Source organism: Cohnella lupini, from assembly GCF_003386205.1.
GTDB lineage: Bacteria > Bacillota > Bacilli > Paenibacillales > Paenibacillaceae > Cohnella > Cohnella lupini.
Map to the genome: position 1 here is coordinate 38,243 of NZ_QRDY01000021.1, position 15,393 is coordinate 53,635.

At 45.2% G+C, this 15,393-nt stretch carries 20 protein-coding genes; 16 read left to right on the forward strand and 4 right to left on the reverse strand.

The window, feature by feature from the left end:
* Window positions 1–12: 12 nt before the first annotated feature.
* Genes DFP95_RS23610 through DFP95_RS23640 form a run of 7 tightly spaced genes read left to right on the forward strand, consistent with a single transcriptional unit; the run spans window position 13 to window position 7,362 of the window.
* A complete protein-coding gene (locus DFP95_RS23610; protein WP_115995157.1) occupies window positions 13–369 on the forward strand; it encodes a hypothetical protein in 357 nt (118 codons plus the stop codon).
* Between the two features lie 14 nt (window positions 370–383).
* Window positions 384–665 carry a hypothetical protein gene (locus tag DFP95_RS23615; RefSeq protein ID WP_115995158.1) on the forward strand — a complete coding sequence of 94 codons (282 nt, stop codon included), beginning with the start codon at window positions 384–386 and terminating at the stop codon, window positions 663–665.
* A 4-nt stretch (window positions 666–669) separates the two neighbouring features.
* On the forward strand, window positions 670–3,789 hold the full coding sequence (locus DFP95_RS23620; protein ID WP_115995159.1) for a phage tail tape measure protein: 3,120 nt from the start codon (window positions 670–672) through the stop codon (window positions 3,787–3,789).
* Complete coding sequence (locus DFP95_RS23625; RefSeq protein ID WP_115995160.1) at window positions 3,790–4,353, forward strand: phage tail domain-containing protein; 564 nt, start codon at window positions 3,790–3,792, stop codon at window positions 4,351–4,353.
* A 19-nt stretch (window positions 4,354–4,372) separates the two neighbouring features.
* On the forward strand, window positions 4,373–4,750 hold the full coding sequence (locus tag DFP95_RS23630) for a phage tail fiber protein (RefSeq protein WP_115995161.1): 378 nt from the start codon (window positions 4,373–4,375) through the stop codon (window positions 4,748–4,750).
* A complete protein-coding gene (locus tag DFP95_RS23635) occupies window positions 4,747–5,331 on the forward strand; it encodes a phage distal tail protein (RefSeq protein ID WP_115995162.1) in 585 nt (194 codons plus the stop codon). The genes DFP95_RS23630 and DFP95_RS23635 overlap by 4 nt, the downstream gene beginning before the upstream one ends.
* A 9-nt stretch (window positions 5,332–5,340) precedes the next feature.
* Window positions 5,341–7,362, forward strand: a complete 2,022-nt coding sequence (locus tag DFP95_RS23640; RefSeq protein ID WP_115995163.1) for a phage tail spike protein — start codon at window positions 5,341–5,343, stop codon at window positions 7,360–7,362.
* On the opposite strand, the gene DFP95_RS23645 is transcribed toward DFP95_RS23640, so the two are convergent.
* The gene (locus DFP95_RS23645) at window positions 7,356–7,949 is read right to left on the reverse strand and encodes a stalk domain-containing protein (RefSeq protein WP_115995164.1); all 594 of its coding nucleotides are present in this window, start codon (window positions 7,947–7,949) and stop codon (window positions 7,356–7,358) included. The two genes, DFP95_RS23640 and DFP95_RS23645, sit on opposite strands and share 7 nt — an antisense overlap.
* Window positions 7,950–8,041: 92 nt before the next feature.
* Here DFP95_RS23645 and DFP95_RS29180 point away from each other — a divergent pair, with 92 nt between their 5' ends.
* The 6 genes from DFP95_RS29180 (at window position 8,042) to DFP95_RS29040 (ending at window position 11,500) form a co-directional block, all read left to right on the forward strand.
* Window positions 8,042–8,764 (forward strand): hypothetical protein, encoded by a 723-nt coding sequence (locus DFP95_RS29180; RefSeq protein ID WP_220376454.1) that lies wholly within the window; start codon window positions 8,042–8,044, stop codon window positions 8,762–8,764.
* Between the two features lie 24 nt (window positions 8,765–8,788).
* A complete protein-coding gene (locus DFP95_RS28700; protein WP_147304213.1) occupies window positions 8,789–9,799 on the forward strand; it encodes a hypothetical protein in 1,011 nt (336 codons plus the stop codon).
* A gap of 74 nt (window positions 9,800–9,873) precedes the next feature.
* Window positions 9,874–10,137 carry a hemolysin XhlA family protein gene (locus DFP95_RS23655; protein ID WP_115995165.1) on the forward strand — a complete coding sequence of 88 codons (264 nt, stop codon included), beginning with the start codon at window positions 9,874–9,876 and terminating at the stop codon, window positions 10,135–10,137.
* Window positions 10,137–10,463 carry a hypothetical protein gene (locus tag DFP95_RS23660; protein WP_245987915.1) on the forward strand — a complete coding sequence of 109 codons (327 nt, stop codon included), beginning with the start codon at window positions 10,137–10,139 and terminating at the stop codon, window positions 10,461–10,463. The genes DFP95_RS23655 and DFP95_RS23660 overlap by 1 nt, the downstream gene beginning before the upstream one ends.
* The gene (locus tag DFP95_RS23665) at window positions 10,444–11,184 is read left to right on the forward strand and encodes a peptidoglycan recognition protein family protein (RefSeq protein WP_115995167.1); all 741 of its coding nucleotides are present in this window, start codon (window positions 10,444–10,446) and stop codon (window positions 11,182–11,184) included. Before DFP95_RS23660 ends, DFP95_RS23665 begins: the two co-directional genes overlap by 20 nt.
* Before the next feature lie 148 nt (window positions 11,185–11,332).
* Entirely contained in the window at window positions 11,333–11,500 is a 168-nt protein-coding gene (locus DFP95_RS29040) for a hypothetical protein (protein ID WP_181907579.1), read from the forward strand.
* Between the two features lie 13 nt (window positions 11,501–11,513).
* On the opposite strand, the gene DFP95_RS23670 is transcribed toward DFP95_RS29040, so the two are convergent.
* Both DFP95_RS23670 and DFP95_RS23675 read right to left on the reverse strand, forming a co-directional pair.
* Entirely contained in the window at window positions 11,514–12,254 is a 741-nt protein-coding gene (locus DFP95_RS23670) for an HNH endonuclease (RefSeq protein WP_115995168.1), read from the reverse strand.
* 1 nt (window position 12,255) lies between these two features.
* Window positions 12,256–13,431, reverse strand: coding sequence for an AAA family ATPase (locus DFP95_RS23675; RefSeq protein WP_181907580.1), 1,176 nt, complete (start codon window positions 13,429–13,431; stop codon window positions 12,256–12,258).
* A gap of 840 nt (window positions 13,432–14,271) precedes the next feature.
* Between DFP95_RS23675 and DFP95_RS23680 the strand changes: the two genes are divergently transcribed.
* Window positions 14,272–14,493, forward strand: coding sequence for a transcriptional regulator (locus tag DFP95_RS23680; RefSeq protein ID WP_115995170.1), 222 nt, complete (start codon window positions 14,272–14,274; stop codon window positions 14,491–14,493).
* Between the two features lie 26 nt (window positions 14,494–14,519).
* On the opposite strand, the gene DFP95_RS23685 is transcribed toward DFP95_RS23680, so the two are convergent.
* Window positions 14,520–14,702: a hypothetical protein gene (locus DFP95_RS23685; protein ID WP_115995171.1), complete on the reverse strand. Its 183-nt coding sequence runs from the start codon at window positions 14,700–14,702 to the stop codon at window positions 14,520–14,522.
* Window positions 14,703–14,838: 136 nt separating this feature from the next.
* On the opposite strand from DFP95_RS23685, the gene DFP95_RS29045 reads away from it, so the two are divergent.
* Window positions 14,839–15,000 (forward strand): hypothetical protein, encoded by a 162-nt coding sequence (locus tag DFP95_RS29045; RefSeq protein ID WP_181907581.1) that lies wholly within the window; start codon window positions 14,839–14,841, stop codon window positions 14,998–15,000.
* Window positions 14,990–15,379 carry a YhjD family protein gene (locus tag DFP95_RS29935; protein WP_115995172.1) on the forward strand — a complete coding sequence of 130 codons (390 nt, stop codon included), beginning with the start codon at window positions 14,990–14,992 and terminating at the stop codon, window positions 15,377–15,379. Before DFP95_RS29045 ends, DFP95_RS29935 begins: the two co-directional genes overlap by 11 nt.
* The last annotated feature ends 14 nt before the right edge of the window (window positions 15,380–15,393 follow it).

Sequence of the window (15,393 nt, forward strand, 5' to 3'; positions counted from 1 at the left end):
GAGGAAAGCGCATTGGAAAACGAATTGGTTCTACGAAAGCTTAAAACGAAGGACATTTTCCCTATTTCCCGGATTCTGAAAAAGATAGGAATCAGCCAGCATTTGAAGCAATTGGCAAGCGGGATCAAAGCAGAAAAAAACGCCGCTGACGAAAAAGCGGCACAAATGAAAGTCGGAATTGAGATGCTCACGATCGTTTTCGAAAATCTGCATTTGGCTGAGAAGGACGTGAACGATCTACTCGCGGACCTTGTCGGTATGAAGCCGGAAGATTTCGCCGAACTAGAGATCGGAGATTTCCTAAAAGTCATCGTGAAGCTCAAGGATCAAGAAGGTATATCCGATTTTTTGCAATCGGCCAGCAAGTAGACGAATTCGAAATCATGGACTTACTGCTTAATCGGTATAGCCAGATCGAATATGTGCTATCGGCTGATTTTGAGGTTGGTGTCGGACTGATTAATAAGGCGATGGAGAAGGCGGACGAGAAACGGAAATGGGAAATGTGGCTCGCTCAATATCCACAAATGACGAAGGAAAGCTACATCTCCTTTGAAGACTTCCATAACCGCAGCTCCCGTAAAACTTCGACCGAACCCCAAAAGTCGAAAACCGAAATTCTAGACGATGTTTCGACCATTATGCAAATGATGAAAGGCGGGTGAGGGCATGGAAATATTCCGTTTATTCGGCTCCATTCTTATAAACAACTCCGGGGCAGACGACGCGCTAGATAGTGTCGATGAACGAGGCAGACGCGCCCAATCCCGTCTTTCGGATATCGGCAAGGCGGCGGGGGCCGTCGTTCTCTCTCTCGGTGCGCTTGGAGCGGCGGCGGCGATCGGTCTTGGTGCCAAAGCATTCAAGTCGGCGGATGAATTTCATAAGGCAATGAACGGCCTAGCTGCTGAAACGGGTGCGACGGCGGAAGAGATGAAAGGCTTGGAGCAGTCCGCAAAAAATCTGTATAACAACGGAATGGGCGAAAACTTCGAGGACATCGCAAAGTCGATGGCGCTCATTAAGACGACGACCGGCGCAACGGGGACTGAGTTGGAGAAGCTTTCACAACATGCGCTCATGCTTCGGGATACCTTTGAAATGGATGTCGCCGGCAGCGCGAACACCGCTAACTCCCTTATGAAGCAATTCGGCATAACGGGCCAGCAAGCCTATACCTTGATTGCCCAGGGCGCGCAACAGGGCGCGAACAAGAACGGCGACCTCTTAGACGTGCTAAATGAATACGCGCCGCAATTCTCCGCACTCGGTTTCTCGGCAGAAGAGTTTACAGATACGCTCATTCAAGGGTCAAAAGATGGTGCTTTTCAAGTAGACAAAGTCGGGGATGCGATCAAGGAGTTTACTATACGCTCCAAGGACTTGTCCAAGACTTCTGTCGAAGCCTTCCAACAACTGAACCTGAATGCCGTGGATATGTCTTACGCCTTCGGAGAGGGCGGAGAAGCCGCGCAGGATGCATTCGGGAAGGTAATTAGAGCATTAGAGAACACGAAAGACCCATTGCAACGAAATGCAATCGGCGTCGCTCTTTTTGGTACGCAGTTCGAGGATTTGGAAGCTTCGGCGATTCTATCCCTTGGAAATGTTCAAAGCTATACCAACTCAACGGCCGACACACTTCAAAAAATCAACGACGTAAAATACGATACGGTTGGCGAAGCGGTGCAAGGTATTGGCCGGAACCTCGAAACAGGCATTTTGATACCGCTCGGGGAAAAGATTCTTCCTAAGCTGCAGGATTTCGCAGACTGGTTCATTGATCATATGCCTGAGATAGAGGACGCGATAAACGAGTCTATTGACGTCGCAATTGGTATTTTCGAAGGATTCGCCGAAGCGTTACAATGGGTCATTGATAACGGTGACATCCTCTTACCTATCATTGCGGGGCTTACAGGGGCGATTGCGGCACAATTGGTCATAAACGTTGTTGTTAATGCTTATAAGGCGTGGAAACTAGCAACAACGGCGCAAACGACAGCCCAATGGCTCTTAAATGCGGCAATGAATGCAAATCCGCTCGGTTTGATTGCACTTGCGGTCGGCGCACTCGTTACGGTAGGTATCCTACTGTACAAGAATTGGGATAAGGTGCGAGAGGCGACCTCCAAGTTTTGGGATTGGGTTAAAAACTTCATGAATGGATGGGGCGGCAAAATCTTGCTTGTTCTAGCTCCGTTCATCGGGGTTCCGTTGATGATCGCCACGCATTGGAACGAGATTAAAGGCATCGTCTCTAAGGCGTTTAACGCCGCGCTAGACTGGCTCAAGTCTGTTCCAAAAAAGATGGAGGAACTAGGCAATAACATTGCTATGGGACTCCTCAACGGCATCAAGGATATGAAAGACAAGGTTGTCCAGCAAGCGAAGGACATGGCTTCCGAAGTCGGCGAAAGCATCCGTGGATTTTTTGGGATCAAGTCTCCTTCGAAGCTAACGACGGAGTATGGCCGGAACATCGTTGAAGGTATGAGTAAGGGGATTTCCGAAAATGCGAGTAAGGCCGGTGATGCCGCGAAGAAGATGTCTCAGGAAGTGCGAGACAAGACGCTCCAGGGCTTAAATTCGCTAGGCGATGCAATCACGGAAGCGCTCCGCAAGCGGTACGAGAAAGAGCAGTCCATTCAAGAACGTGCAAATGACAAGGAGTTAGACCGGGAGCGGTCGGCTTCGGAAGAAAAGATTCGAATTTACGAACGCGAGCGGGACGAAAAGCTTGATCTTCTCTATCGGCAGTTTAATCCGGACATCGAGGCCAAGCAAAAGGAAATCGACGATCTAGACGACGTGACCGATGCAGAAGAGAAAGCCCTAAAGGAACGGCAATATCAGGAACGACTTGCGGCCAAGCAAAAAGAGCTTGCAGAAGCCGAAGACGCGGACAAGCTTGCGGATATTCAAGCGGACTTGAACGAAATGATTGCCGATCATGCGCGTGACCTCTTGTTAGAAGCTCGGAAGATCCAAAAGGATAAACTCCGCGACGAGATCGACGCCCTTCGGGATCAATACGAGGCCGCGAAAGATAGCGCGGAAATGGAATACCAGGACAAAAAGAAGTCGGAAGAAGACAAGTTTGCGGCAACGGAAACGCGATTAGGCAAGGAAAAGACGGCCATTCAAGCGCATTTCGCGGCATTAACAACCGAGGAGAAATTACAGGCCGAGGCGCGCAAATTGGCACTTGATAAGAACAACGCCGAGCTTATCACATTGCTCAAGACGTACAATCCGCAATGGTTGAATGCCGGTCAGTCCTTCGGGGAGCAGTTGCTTGATGGTCTGAACAGCAAGAAGGAAAGCATTGCGAACACCGTCAATGACATGCTCTCGTTTTTGAACAAGGCCGGCGCTTCCGTGGGATCGGCTGCAGGGTCTTACATTGTGAAATCCGGTGATACCTTGTCCGAGATTGCCAAGAAGCTCGGTACGACCGTTTCTAAGCTTTCGGAATTGAACAACATTACGAATCCGAACCTTATTCGCGTCGGGCAATCGCTAAAGATCCCCGGATACAAGAACGGAACAAGCTTCGCGGCCGGAGGGTGGTCACTCGTCGGCGAGGAAGGCATGGAGCTTTTGAACCTTCCGAGGGGAAGCCAAGTCACGTCGAACCATAAGACGGAGGACTTGCTAAGAGGGGCAGGGCAACCCGAATACATTCAAACACATATTTACTTGGAGGGGAAAGAAATTGCTTCTGTCGTCTCTAAAGCGCAGCACAATAAAACGCAAAATTTTACGCGGTCTGCGGGGTTGGTTTAGATGCTATCCACGATTCGATTAGACGGCATTGATAATCTGGATCTTAATTTCCATGTGCTTCGCGGATCAGCCTATCCCGTTCTGCCTAATACGGTAGAGCGGGTTCTTTCTATCCCGGGGAAAAATGGCGCATGGCACTTTGGTTCGGATTTAGACGTTAAGCAATTTGATTTCATTTGTGCAATCAACGCGCAGAACGCCGAGCAGCTCCAACAATACGTTTCGTCGCTCGCTTCATTCCTGGTCGATATTTATGGTAAGCCGAGGGAATTAAAGCTTGTTTTGCTTTCCCAACCGGATCGGGAATACATCGCTCGATATTCCGGCTCCAGTCCATTAGATAGAAATGTAGGCTATGGGGAATTTACGCTTCCCTTAATTGCCTTCGACCCCTTCGGGTACAGCCAAGAGAACATATACGAGACGACAATCACGACCACGACTTTCCAGACGGTCATTAGTTCAGACGGGAATGTCCGGACCGAACCGATTATCGAATTAAAGAACAACGGTTCGACGACGCTCGCAAGCTTTACGATTCAGAACGAGTATCAAGCAGATTAAATTATGAGGAGTGGTACTAGTGGGATTCTCAAATACAACAGCAGCCGCAATATTAAACGATATCTTTCGGGATGAAACAATTTACCTCGCATTATATAAATCTAATCCAACCGGAGCCGATACAGGAACGGAAGTTACAGGCGGGGCGTATGCAAGACAACTCATAACCTTCGCAACTCCGGCTATTGATGTGGGGAAACAGACAATTAAAAATTCAGCCGAGATTCAATTTCCTATAGCAACCGCCGATTGGGGAGTAATTACGCATGTCGCCATTCGCTCCGCACTAACTGGAGGAACAATGATTGGTTTTGGCGCATTGGTAACGGCAAAAACGATTTTAACCGGGGATCGTTTTGTCATCGCATTGAGCAACGGCGCCATTAAACTGTCATGAGCTTTAATCGCGGTGCATTCAATCGGACGAAGTTTAATGGCGGCTCCGTAGATTCTAAAATTTTCGGCGGCTTTACTATTGAATGCGAGTGCGAACAGATCATAAATGCTTACGGTAGATTCGGTGGCGCTTTTCAAGTTGATGGGGAATCGGAAATGGCCTTTGACGGGACGAAGGATTTTTTATCCTTGTTTGTCCTGGAACAAGAACTTGAAACCACTATCATTGGCACTCGAAGTCATTTGACGGGATTTCTCTTAGATCAAGTACTTGAAACCGATATTTTAGGCACTCGGAGTCATCAGGCCAAGTTTGATGTGGATTGCCAACTTGATTCGACGATTACGGCCAACCGGAACCACGTGGAGAAGATCACGATAACCGGTCCGTTTGAGCCAGGATCGACTATTATCATCGACTCGAAGAAGTTAACCGTCCGGAAGAACAGCCAAAATGCTTTACAAAGCATGACCGGCGACTTTATAGGATTGACACTCGGAAAGAACAAAATCACTTATTCCGATTCTGGATCTACCCGGACCGTTCAAGTTCGTATCACGCACAAAGATAAATTCGTATGAGGTGAGAACATGGCGAATGCGCCAATAACCGTTTATGACCTGAATATGAATAAGGTCGCCTATCTCGAAAATGCCTATACGGTTGGCTATGAAATGCCGCTTAACGCACTTTGGACAGCTTCCTTTTCCTTGCCGATCAATGATCCAAAGAATGCCGAGTGCTTACCACTCCGATACGTGGAAATATTCGACGGCGGGCAGCGGATCGACCTGTTCCGGATTATTCCGAACGTAATGAGCAGAGACGGCGACCGCATTACTTACAACTGCGAGCATGTCCTTGCGACGCTTCTGGACGATCTTCTTTTTCAGTTTCACACGGTCGGTAATCTCGGGTTTTACACGACGGACGTTATCAATTACGTACTTACAAAACAGAGCGTCACACGTTGGCAGCGCGGGGATATCCAATTTGCCCATCAATTCGAATACACGTGGGAAAATGAATCCTTGTTAGGGGCGCTCGTCTCCATTCCTAAGCCTTTCACAGCAGAGTTCCTATGGACATGGAATACAACGACATTCCCTTGGAAGTTGAACCTCGTACAGCCCTCACAGGCAGTTGAGGCGTACATACGTTACGGGGCGAACATGCAGGGCATCGAAAAGACGATCGATCCGACGTCAATTTGTACGCGCATATACCCGATGGGGTATGGCGAGGGCGTGAATCAATTGCTCATTTCGGACGTCAACGGCGGATTGCCTTATTTGGATGCGGACACGATTTCGACCTATGGCATCGTCGCGAAAACCTTTGTTGACCGTCGGTTTACATCGGCGGAAACGTTGAAGGCGCAAGGGCAAGCGATCCTTACAAAGCTTAAAATCCCTCGCGTTTCATATACCGTTAAGGCATCGGAGTTATTCGCGATTACGAAAGATCCGTTAGATCGATTTAATACCGGTTCCTTGGTCCGGGTCATCGATCAAGAGATTGGCGAAGACTTTATTATCAGAGTGGTTAACAAGCGCAGAAGCGATGTTCTAGGCTCGCCAGGGGACGTAGAGCTTGAGATTGCGAATCAGGGCTTGGACGTCACGAACGAGATAGCTGACCTACAGACACGCCAACGGATCGGTGAGGTATACGCCCAGGGCGCGACCAACATCGACTCCCATGACTTCGCGGATAACTGCGACCAAACCCATCCGGCCACGCTTCGGTTTTGGATTCCAGAGGAAGCAGTACGGATCAATAAACTAATGCTTTCTTATGAAAGCCAACCTTTCAGAGCTTACGAACGGTCGATTGCTTCGGCTCCTGCTACAACCTCCGGGGCTTCTAGCATTACAACGACCGGAGCGAGCAGCATTACGACCACAGGCGCGAGCAGTATAACAACGACAGGCGCAAGTAGCATAACAACCACCGGGGCTAGTAGCATTACGACAACGGGCGCAAGTAGCTCTACTACGACTTCTTCGACTAGCGTTATTGGTGACACTCTTCCGGTTGTAAGTTATGAAGGATCTTTAGTTAATCCAGGTACGATGTCAACAGTACCGGATCATAATCACGGAATCACCTCGGGTACGCAATTAATGGTACTGGGTGGTGGATCGGTGACTTTTTCAGCGTCGGGAAGTCATTCGCATAACGTCGGGGTTCATAATCACCTTTTTGAAAGTGAATCGCATTTCCATGGCATGAATCACACACATGATATGCCGCATTACCACAGTATGCCGCATACTCACGAAATGCCGCATTACCACAGTATGCCGCACACACATGACATGCCGCACACACACAGCATTCCTGCACACACTCACGGAATTGAGTACGGGATATTCGAGGGGGTAACGCCGACTAGTATTACTGTTAGAGTTGATGGGAATGTTGTTCCAGGGCTTGGAGTAGCGGAAGAGAGTGTAGATATTATTCCTTATCTTGCGAAGGATGGGGAGGGCAGAGTTACGCGCGGAACATGGCACACAATACAAATAACGCCCAATAGTCTTGGGCGCATTGTGTCGTCTGTTGTATCTCAAATTTTCGTCCAAAGTCGAGGTGGAGGGGATTATTGAGCGGTAAAAGATTGAATAAATTGTTTTTCGAAGTAAAAACCGCCCTGAACCTTAATTAAAATATGATTGCCTTTGTCGTTAGTAAAAATTTTATCACCGACTACAACATTAGAAACGGGGAATAACTCGCTAACTCCGTCGTAAGTAAGTGTAACGTTTGTTTGTCCGGGGTTAGTGCTAATGGCCGTTTTAAAGTCCACTTTATATTCATCTAATAACTTGTACGAAACCCAATCATTTAAGTTTATATTGGTTGCGCTTGGTTCAGTTGGATTTTCTGTTTCTGTTGATTCATTCGGCAATTCTATCACTTCCTTTTCGTTTTGATCTAGCGTTATCGTTCCAGCTTTAAATCCAACATCATAACCGAATATCTCTCCCGCTTCACGAAGGGGGATGTAAGTATTGCCGTCGTATGCGAGCGGTTTATTTTTCATGTTGACCGACTTTCCATCAACCTTTACTACGTAGTCGGGGCGCAAAATTGCGGATATTTTTTCAAGCGCCGGCGCTCCGAACGCGGTTCCTGCGGTTGCTGCAAAGGCTCCAATAACGATACCGATAACCATCGAACGAACTTGTTTCATTTCATTATTCAGCTCCAATGTTTTTGATAATTATACCATATATTACTTTATTCGACCCTGATAGGTTTCGGGGATATTTAAGGAGGTTCGACATGGCACAACAACCAATGTACTCAGGACAAGTTAACAGCCCGGAAACTGAACTTTCAGCCGCGATTGATGGCGTAGTGACGACGATAAGCCTACTAAACGCCGCCGCCCTTCCCGCAGCGCCAAATATTGCCGTTATCGGGGAAGGGGATATTGCTGAAACGATCCTTTACACTGGAAAGTCCGGTAATAACCTAACAGGAGTGACCCGGGGGTTTCAAGGGGTTGCTAGTTCTTGGGGGGCAAACTCTAAAGTGGCCCGACATTTCACGGCGTATGATTATGACACTTTACGAGCGAATATCGTAGACCATGAGACAAGGCTTGCCCCGCTGACGTCTCCCGCATTTACCGGGACACCAACAGCGCCAACAGCGGCCACCGCAACAAACAATACACTAATAGCTACGACGGCACTAGTTCAGGCAAAAATCGATCTCGCTATTGCTAATTTAATAGACAGCGCTCCAGGGGCGTTGGATACGTTAAATGAGTTGGCAGCAGCAATGGGGGATGATCCTAACTTTGCCGCTACTGTTACAAATGCCATTGCCTTAAAACTTAATAGTTCGGCATACACAGCCGCCGACGTATTGGCTAAATTACTTACTGTCGATGGCACTGGTAGTGGGCTAGATGCCGAAATGGTTGGTGGTCATCATATTACAACTTCTTCATCTGCTCCTTCTGGTGGTGTGAATGGTGACATATGGATTCAATTTTAATGTTTAATACTGGAGGTGTAATAGATGGGTAATCTGTTTGTTAAGAGTCCAGTTGGCACATATACTCCCGCGAATCAAATTTATGTTAATAATGCTGGAACATGGTCTAAGGTTAAAATTGTTTGGACTAAAGTTTCAGGCACTTGGATTAGAGTTGTTAATAAGATTGGTGCGAGTTGGACTATTAGAAGCAGTAGTTCCGATAATCCGTGGCGTTCTGTCGTTTATGGAAATGGTTTGTTTGTAGCTGTTGCTGGCGGTGGAACGAATGTCATGACCTCGCCTGATGGTATCAACTGGACTTCTAGAACGGTTCCAGTAGACCAACAATGGGGGAATGTTACTTTTGGTAATGGTCTATTTGTAGCCGTTGGTCTTACTGGTACAGATAGGTGTATGACTTCTCCTGATGGTATTAACTGGACGATGAGAGCAACTCCACTTAACAACTGGACATATGTAGCGTTTGGAAATAATACATTTGTCGCTGTTGCTAGCTCTGGTGCGGGTAATCGTGTTATGACAAGTCCTGATGGGATTACTTGGACTGCCCGTACAAGTGCATCAGATAATAGTTGGCAAGCGGTAACTTATGGTGGTGGCGTTTTTGTTGCTGTTGGTGTTGGTTCGGGTGTAATGTATTCGCTTGATAATGGGGTAACATGGACTATTAGATCTGGTGCGGCTAGTGGAAATTGGACAGGGTTGTGCTATGGAAATGGATTATTTGTTGCGGTGTCCTCTACTGGTGGTACTGCTAACTCTATTATGACTTCTCCTGATGGGTTAAGTTGGACAATTAGAACGGCTCCTAATGTGAATTCTTGGTTTAGCGTTTGCTTTGGTGCACTGACTTTTGTAGCCGTAACGAATGTCGGTACGAATACGAGGGTTATGAATTCTCCTGATGGGATTTCGTGGACGCTTCAATCTAACCCTGTTGACAATGGTTGGAGAGGGGTTACATATGGTAATGGAATATTTGTTGCAGTAGCAAACACTGGCACTGGTAATCGTGTTATGACAAGTGACTAGACTTTATTTCCGTAAAGTTAATTAAGTCCTGCGAATGTTGCAGGGCTTTTATTTTGTAAATGGGGGTGTCGTGAATGAGTGGGGAAGAAGTAAAAGACCTGAAAGACGTGCGCGAACGCGTGGTCAGAATGGAAACAAAGATCGACGGTATTATCGGGGATCTTCGAACAGCTTCGGAAGCCCGGGATGTCGCGAATGAAGCCGCTCTATCTGTGAGATCCGCGCACAAACGGATTGACCGAATCGACAAGCTGATTAATTGGGTAGGAACCACTATCATAGGCTCTGTGATATTGGCCCTAATCGCCTACATTGTTAAAGGAGGCTTGGCGCAATAATGGATACTCAGTTATTTACTTGGGACGCTCTCACTACGGTGGCGGCGTCTTCTTTGTCTACGTACTTATTCGTGCAGCTAACCAAGGGAATCGTCGATAGAATCGCCCCGTGGATACCTACGGACTTGTACGCCGCTTTTATTGCTTCCGTTATCCTTCTGTTAGCGGCGATCAAGGGCGGAGCGGACGTAACAGATTGGAGCGTATACGTGCTTTCATTCCTAAACGGTTTGTTGGTTTGGTCGTTGGCCGGGAAGATGTACAGTGTGGCAGTAAATCCCCCAGGGAAACGTGAGGCGAAGAAACATGTTAGAATACCGGATTGATCATATCCCCATCAGTACGCCGCATAGACGCCGTCAAGGGGTGCGAGCGGAAAAGGCGACTATAACCATCCATAACACGGGTAACGAAGACAGCAGCGCGGAGAACGAGCGCGCATGGTTAACGAATCCGAGTAATGACCGGGAAGCAAGTTGGAATATCGTTGTCGATGAATATCGGGCAATTGAAGCGATCTCGCCTGACGAGAAAGCACTTCACGCAGGGGATAACACCGGAAACGTCACTTCAATCGGGGTTGAGATATGCGAAAGCGGCGACTATGAGAAGACGTTAGAGAACGCCGTCCAGTTAGTGGCGAAAATGCTCAAGGAACGCAAGTGGGGAGTGGACAGGCTTCGCCGGCATTGGGATTGGAGCGGTAAGATTTGCCCGCGCTTAATGTACGATGGCGGAACTTGGGCGGGATGGATAGCTTTCAAAAATAGAGTAGCGGCGCAGCTCGTCGCCCCGGAGGAAGAACCTATGACAGGATCGGAAAGAAATGAATTCGAAAAGCTTCAACGGAAGGTGGAAGAACAGTCTAGTGCGATCGGAACATTGGTCATGAGAATCATGGCGATCGAGGAGAACGTACCAGCTCCTAAATGGTTTGTGACAGAGTTTGGTGTCAAGGTTATTGGGGTGATTAAAGAACCAACTGGAACAGTTGATTTTTGGAGATCGTTGGCAGTGTCTCTGCGTGTTCATGGATTTAAGAAATAATCTTTCTCCCGTTGGCCTTGGCTGACGGGATATTGCTGAGGTTGTTGTCGTACGATTGCCACCAATAATAAAGCCCTGCTTTGCCTAGATGTGAGTAAGGTTATTATTACATAATCATGAATACACTATAGTCAAGGGGGATTAAATAATGAAAAAATACTGTAGAAATGATGATGGGAAGGTAGTAGAACTCGTTTCAGAATCTCCAAACGGTGATTTTGTAATGCTTCAAAATGAAGGACAACCGGATCACCGCTGGATTATACACAATGATGACTTTAATAGGTTTTACCAAAATATTGAACAAGACAAATAAACAATTGGGTATATTATAGCGCTAACATTTCAGTCGATTTGAACAGTGTATCAATCTCAACATTTCCAATATTCTCATCTTTAATTATTCCCAACACTGTTCTAAAATCGATGCTATTCATTAATTCCGTAGCTACAGTAGCTGCATATGCCGATTCTGGCTGTGCTTCGTATAATAAATTAGTCGTAATAGAAATAATTTTGTTTTTGTTATTGGTCGTTTTTTGAATACCATTTTGATATCTTTCTGCTTTTTCTACTAACTCGTCCACTTGAAATTGAATAGCCTTACATATATCAAAGCGAACAGTCAACATTTTTCTAATATCATTTAACAGTAACTTTCTGATAGTCATTTTTCCGTTTTCAGTCTTCGGGTAATACTTGAACGATCGCATTGTTAAATGTTCTCTTGGATCCATTTCTGAGGGATTAATAAATGGATAGTTCTTTGTATCATAATCTGATTTACGCCCATTACAACGTTTACAACTTGGAAGTAAGTTATCCCAATCTAAGACGAGGTCAGGATAATTATCCTTATTATAGTAGTGATCTATTTCCATAAACTTTGACTCTTCCATCAACTTGCATTCGCAGTAAACGCATTTGTAATGCGAACTTTCGAGAAGGGTTATTTCAATATCCTTGATTTTCCAAACTGATTTTTCTGTTGCAATGAAATCTTTTGTAAGTTGATCCTTTAACTCTGGGGACAAAATATTCGGGCATGGTTTTTTTGTTATTTTTATCATTTTATTCTCCTAACGATGCCATTTGTATCTTGAGGATCTTCCTTAAATGATTTTCAGGGTGAAGCATTTTGCTTAATATCTTATAAGCTTCTTCTGCTTGTTCTTTATTCTCATCAGTGAGTGCTTCTTCAAATCTTGAAAGTGTATTTCTGAATGGTTCTGATATTGTATTGTTAAGCCCCATTACATCAGTTAGAATTTCCTCAACCGTCCAACCTTGATAGCCAAACTCACTTGAAGGAATTACTCGTACTGAAACAGAGCCGTCACTATTGAACCCAAGTGGTATAATCTCTTTTGGATCAGCAACCTGAATCATATGCGGACTGTGCGTTGTTACGATGAATTGTGCAACAGGAAATACTATTTTTAGCACTTCAACTAATTTTGATTGCCATTGGGGATGAAGATGAAGGTCTAGTTCATCTATTAAAATGACCCCATTAAAGTCCTTTGCAGCTATTTGTTTCTCATCAGTAAATCTTATTTCTATTTCTTTCATTATACCAATTAATATAAATATCACGGATTTATATCCAGATGACAGATATTCGAAATATAGTTCTGATCCCTGCTTATTTTTTACTAGAATATCGAATGTCTCAATTTTCACTCTAGCAAAATTGATTTGATCATCTAATAATCCAAATATATGCATCGCAGTTTTTAGATTTGATAGTTGGGTTGCAGTAAGGGCTTTCTCATGTGTTGACCACATAAATCTATTGACAAACCAATTTTTTAGATCATTTGCATTAATGCCATATACAGATGCGGCATTTTCGTCTTGTTTTTGGTCTCTTGCAACCGAGTGTAATTGCTTGTATTCAAAATGGCGATTTGTTTTCAGTGTTAAAATATTAATGCTATATTGCACTAACAATTGGTTCATCGAATCCATCTCATCGGTGGGATGGAAACCTTTTTTCTTGTTGTTGGTTTCCAATTCTAAACCATCTACATCAACCTTCAATGACCAACTTCCACTATCGTGTTTTGCATTTCTTTTGATTGTATTAGAGTTATGATAAGAAAAACTTTGCCCTATGCAATCCAATATAGTCGTCTTCCCAATACCATTAGGCCCACATATAATGTTGAATTGATCCTCGAAGACTAATGATAGGTTGTCAATACCACCTATTCCATTAATACTTAACTGCTTAATGCGTAACACACAGACCACCACATCTCTGCTCTATTTATTATTATTATCATATTACAAAAGCTCTTTTTTGACGATATGTGGGAGTATGACCCCGGCGACTTGTTTACGTAGGAAGCTGCTCGGATCAGAGGAAAGCATTCGCAGTTCCCTAGAAGAATTCCGCGAACGCTCCATCATCGCGACGGTGCGTTTTCGTCCATTCCCTCGGACTCGTCAGGCGGGCAGAGTAGGGTCTTCACTAAATGAATAATCTTTCCAAACATAAACTTTTAAGCGCCGGCGATTGATCGGAAGACTGAGAGATGACCGCAGTTACCGCGATATATAGTTCCTGTTTCCGTTTTGGATTACCTCACCTGAATTGCCGCCATTTCTCCAATCGCTTCGATACATGTGTCCCGCTTCCCGTCTACCACTGTGGTTCATTTAGATAACGCAATAGCCAACGCAACTATACTTATGACCAAAGCGGTAATACTGATAATGTACGTTGCCTTCTTCATTTTCCCATCCCCTTTGTGGTATTATATAATAAATGAGAAAGCAAGAGCGTCCTTTGATTTCACCATCCCTTTCAACCAAAGCCCCTTGCGGGGCGATGGTCTTTAGGATTCCGACACTAGCGCGTCAGGGTGATGATGAGGATGATGATCGAGTTGATCAGTGTCACGACTGCAATCGTGAGTTTGATCAGATCATCCATTCGCTCTTGCTTTCTCTTTTTCTTCATCTCTTGCTCACCTCCTTATATCCTTATTATATACTAGTACCAGTATATAATCAAGAGCTTTTTATACTTGTACCAGTATTATTTTTATGTTATTGTTGAGGTCAAAGGAGTTGAGAATTATGGAAGAGAAGAAGGGGAATTCAGCTACGAGGGCAAAAGAGAAGTACAACGCCGCTAATTACGATCAAGTTAAATTTACGGTCAGAAAAGGCGGCCGCGACATAATTGATAAGGCGGCCGATAAGGCAGAAATGAGTCGGAACGCTTACATCCTGGAGGCGGTCATTGAGAAGATGAAGCGGGATGGAATTGAATATGAAGAAGAAGCCCCCGGAGATTGATCCGAGGGCTTATATTTTGTTCCTATTTAATTAGGTGTTGCGGCGAGTTGAATATCAAACTTTGATTTGTAATAATGCATCCCATCGTCCAGGCGAATGGTATCCCTTGTATGTTCCACAATTTTACCCGTACTCACAAGCTTATCATATTGCTTTATCTTAATTATCCAGCCATGTAAAAAAGCCTCGTTTATCAATTTCACATCCACAAGTACCCCTCCATTCATTCGTAACTTGTTTCGACAATTGCTTCCAATTCCCTTTTTTTGATAAATCGTTCACTTGAACAGAATGTATGTTTGCATTATAATCGGAACACACGTTCTTATTTGAGGGCGAATATTAATGGAAGAATTGCTCACGCTTTCTTATAATTTCGGAGAACCAATCGACGTATTGATCAATGGTCATAACGTTACTGGGATTGTCGAGGACTTGGACGAACAGCAAGTCAAGTTATCCGGCGAGTGGTATCAGCTTAGGGATGTGACTTACAATGTCCACTGAGACAGTGCCGGAGACTGGTCGCGCGACTACTAATGAGCTACGGATGATCCGAGACTATATAATGTTTCCACACATGCTTACCATGGCAGAGAACAGCCAAAAGCATCTGAGGCTTACTCACAACATCCTCAATCCTTACTTTGAGCAGGTGGTTATACTGGTCATGGATCGGATTACGAAGGAGCTCGCCTCGATCCGACGCGAATTTAACAAGCGAAAAATCAAGGTATTTGACGAGGAAATGAATGACGGTATCCTTTACTATAAGTTCTCATGTCGGGGTTACCAAGATAGATTTGGAATCGTGCGTGAGACGCTGCGGAGCGAGATAAGTTTTAGGTTTGCGGAATATGCGTCAGGAGTACTTCAAAGGAATTGAGGTGGGGGTACGTG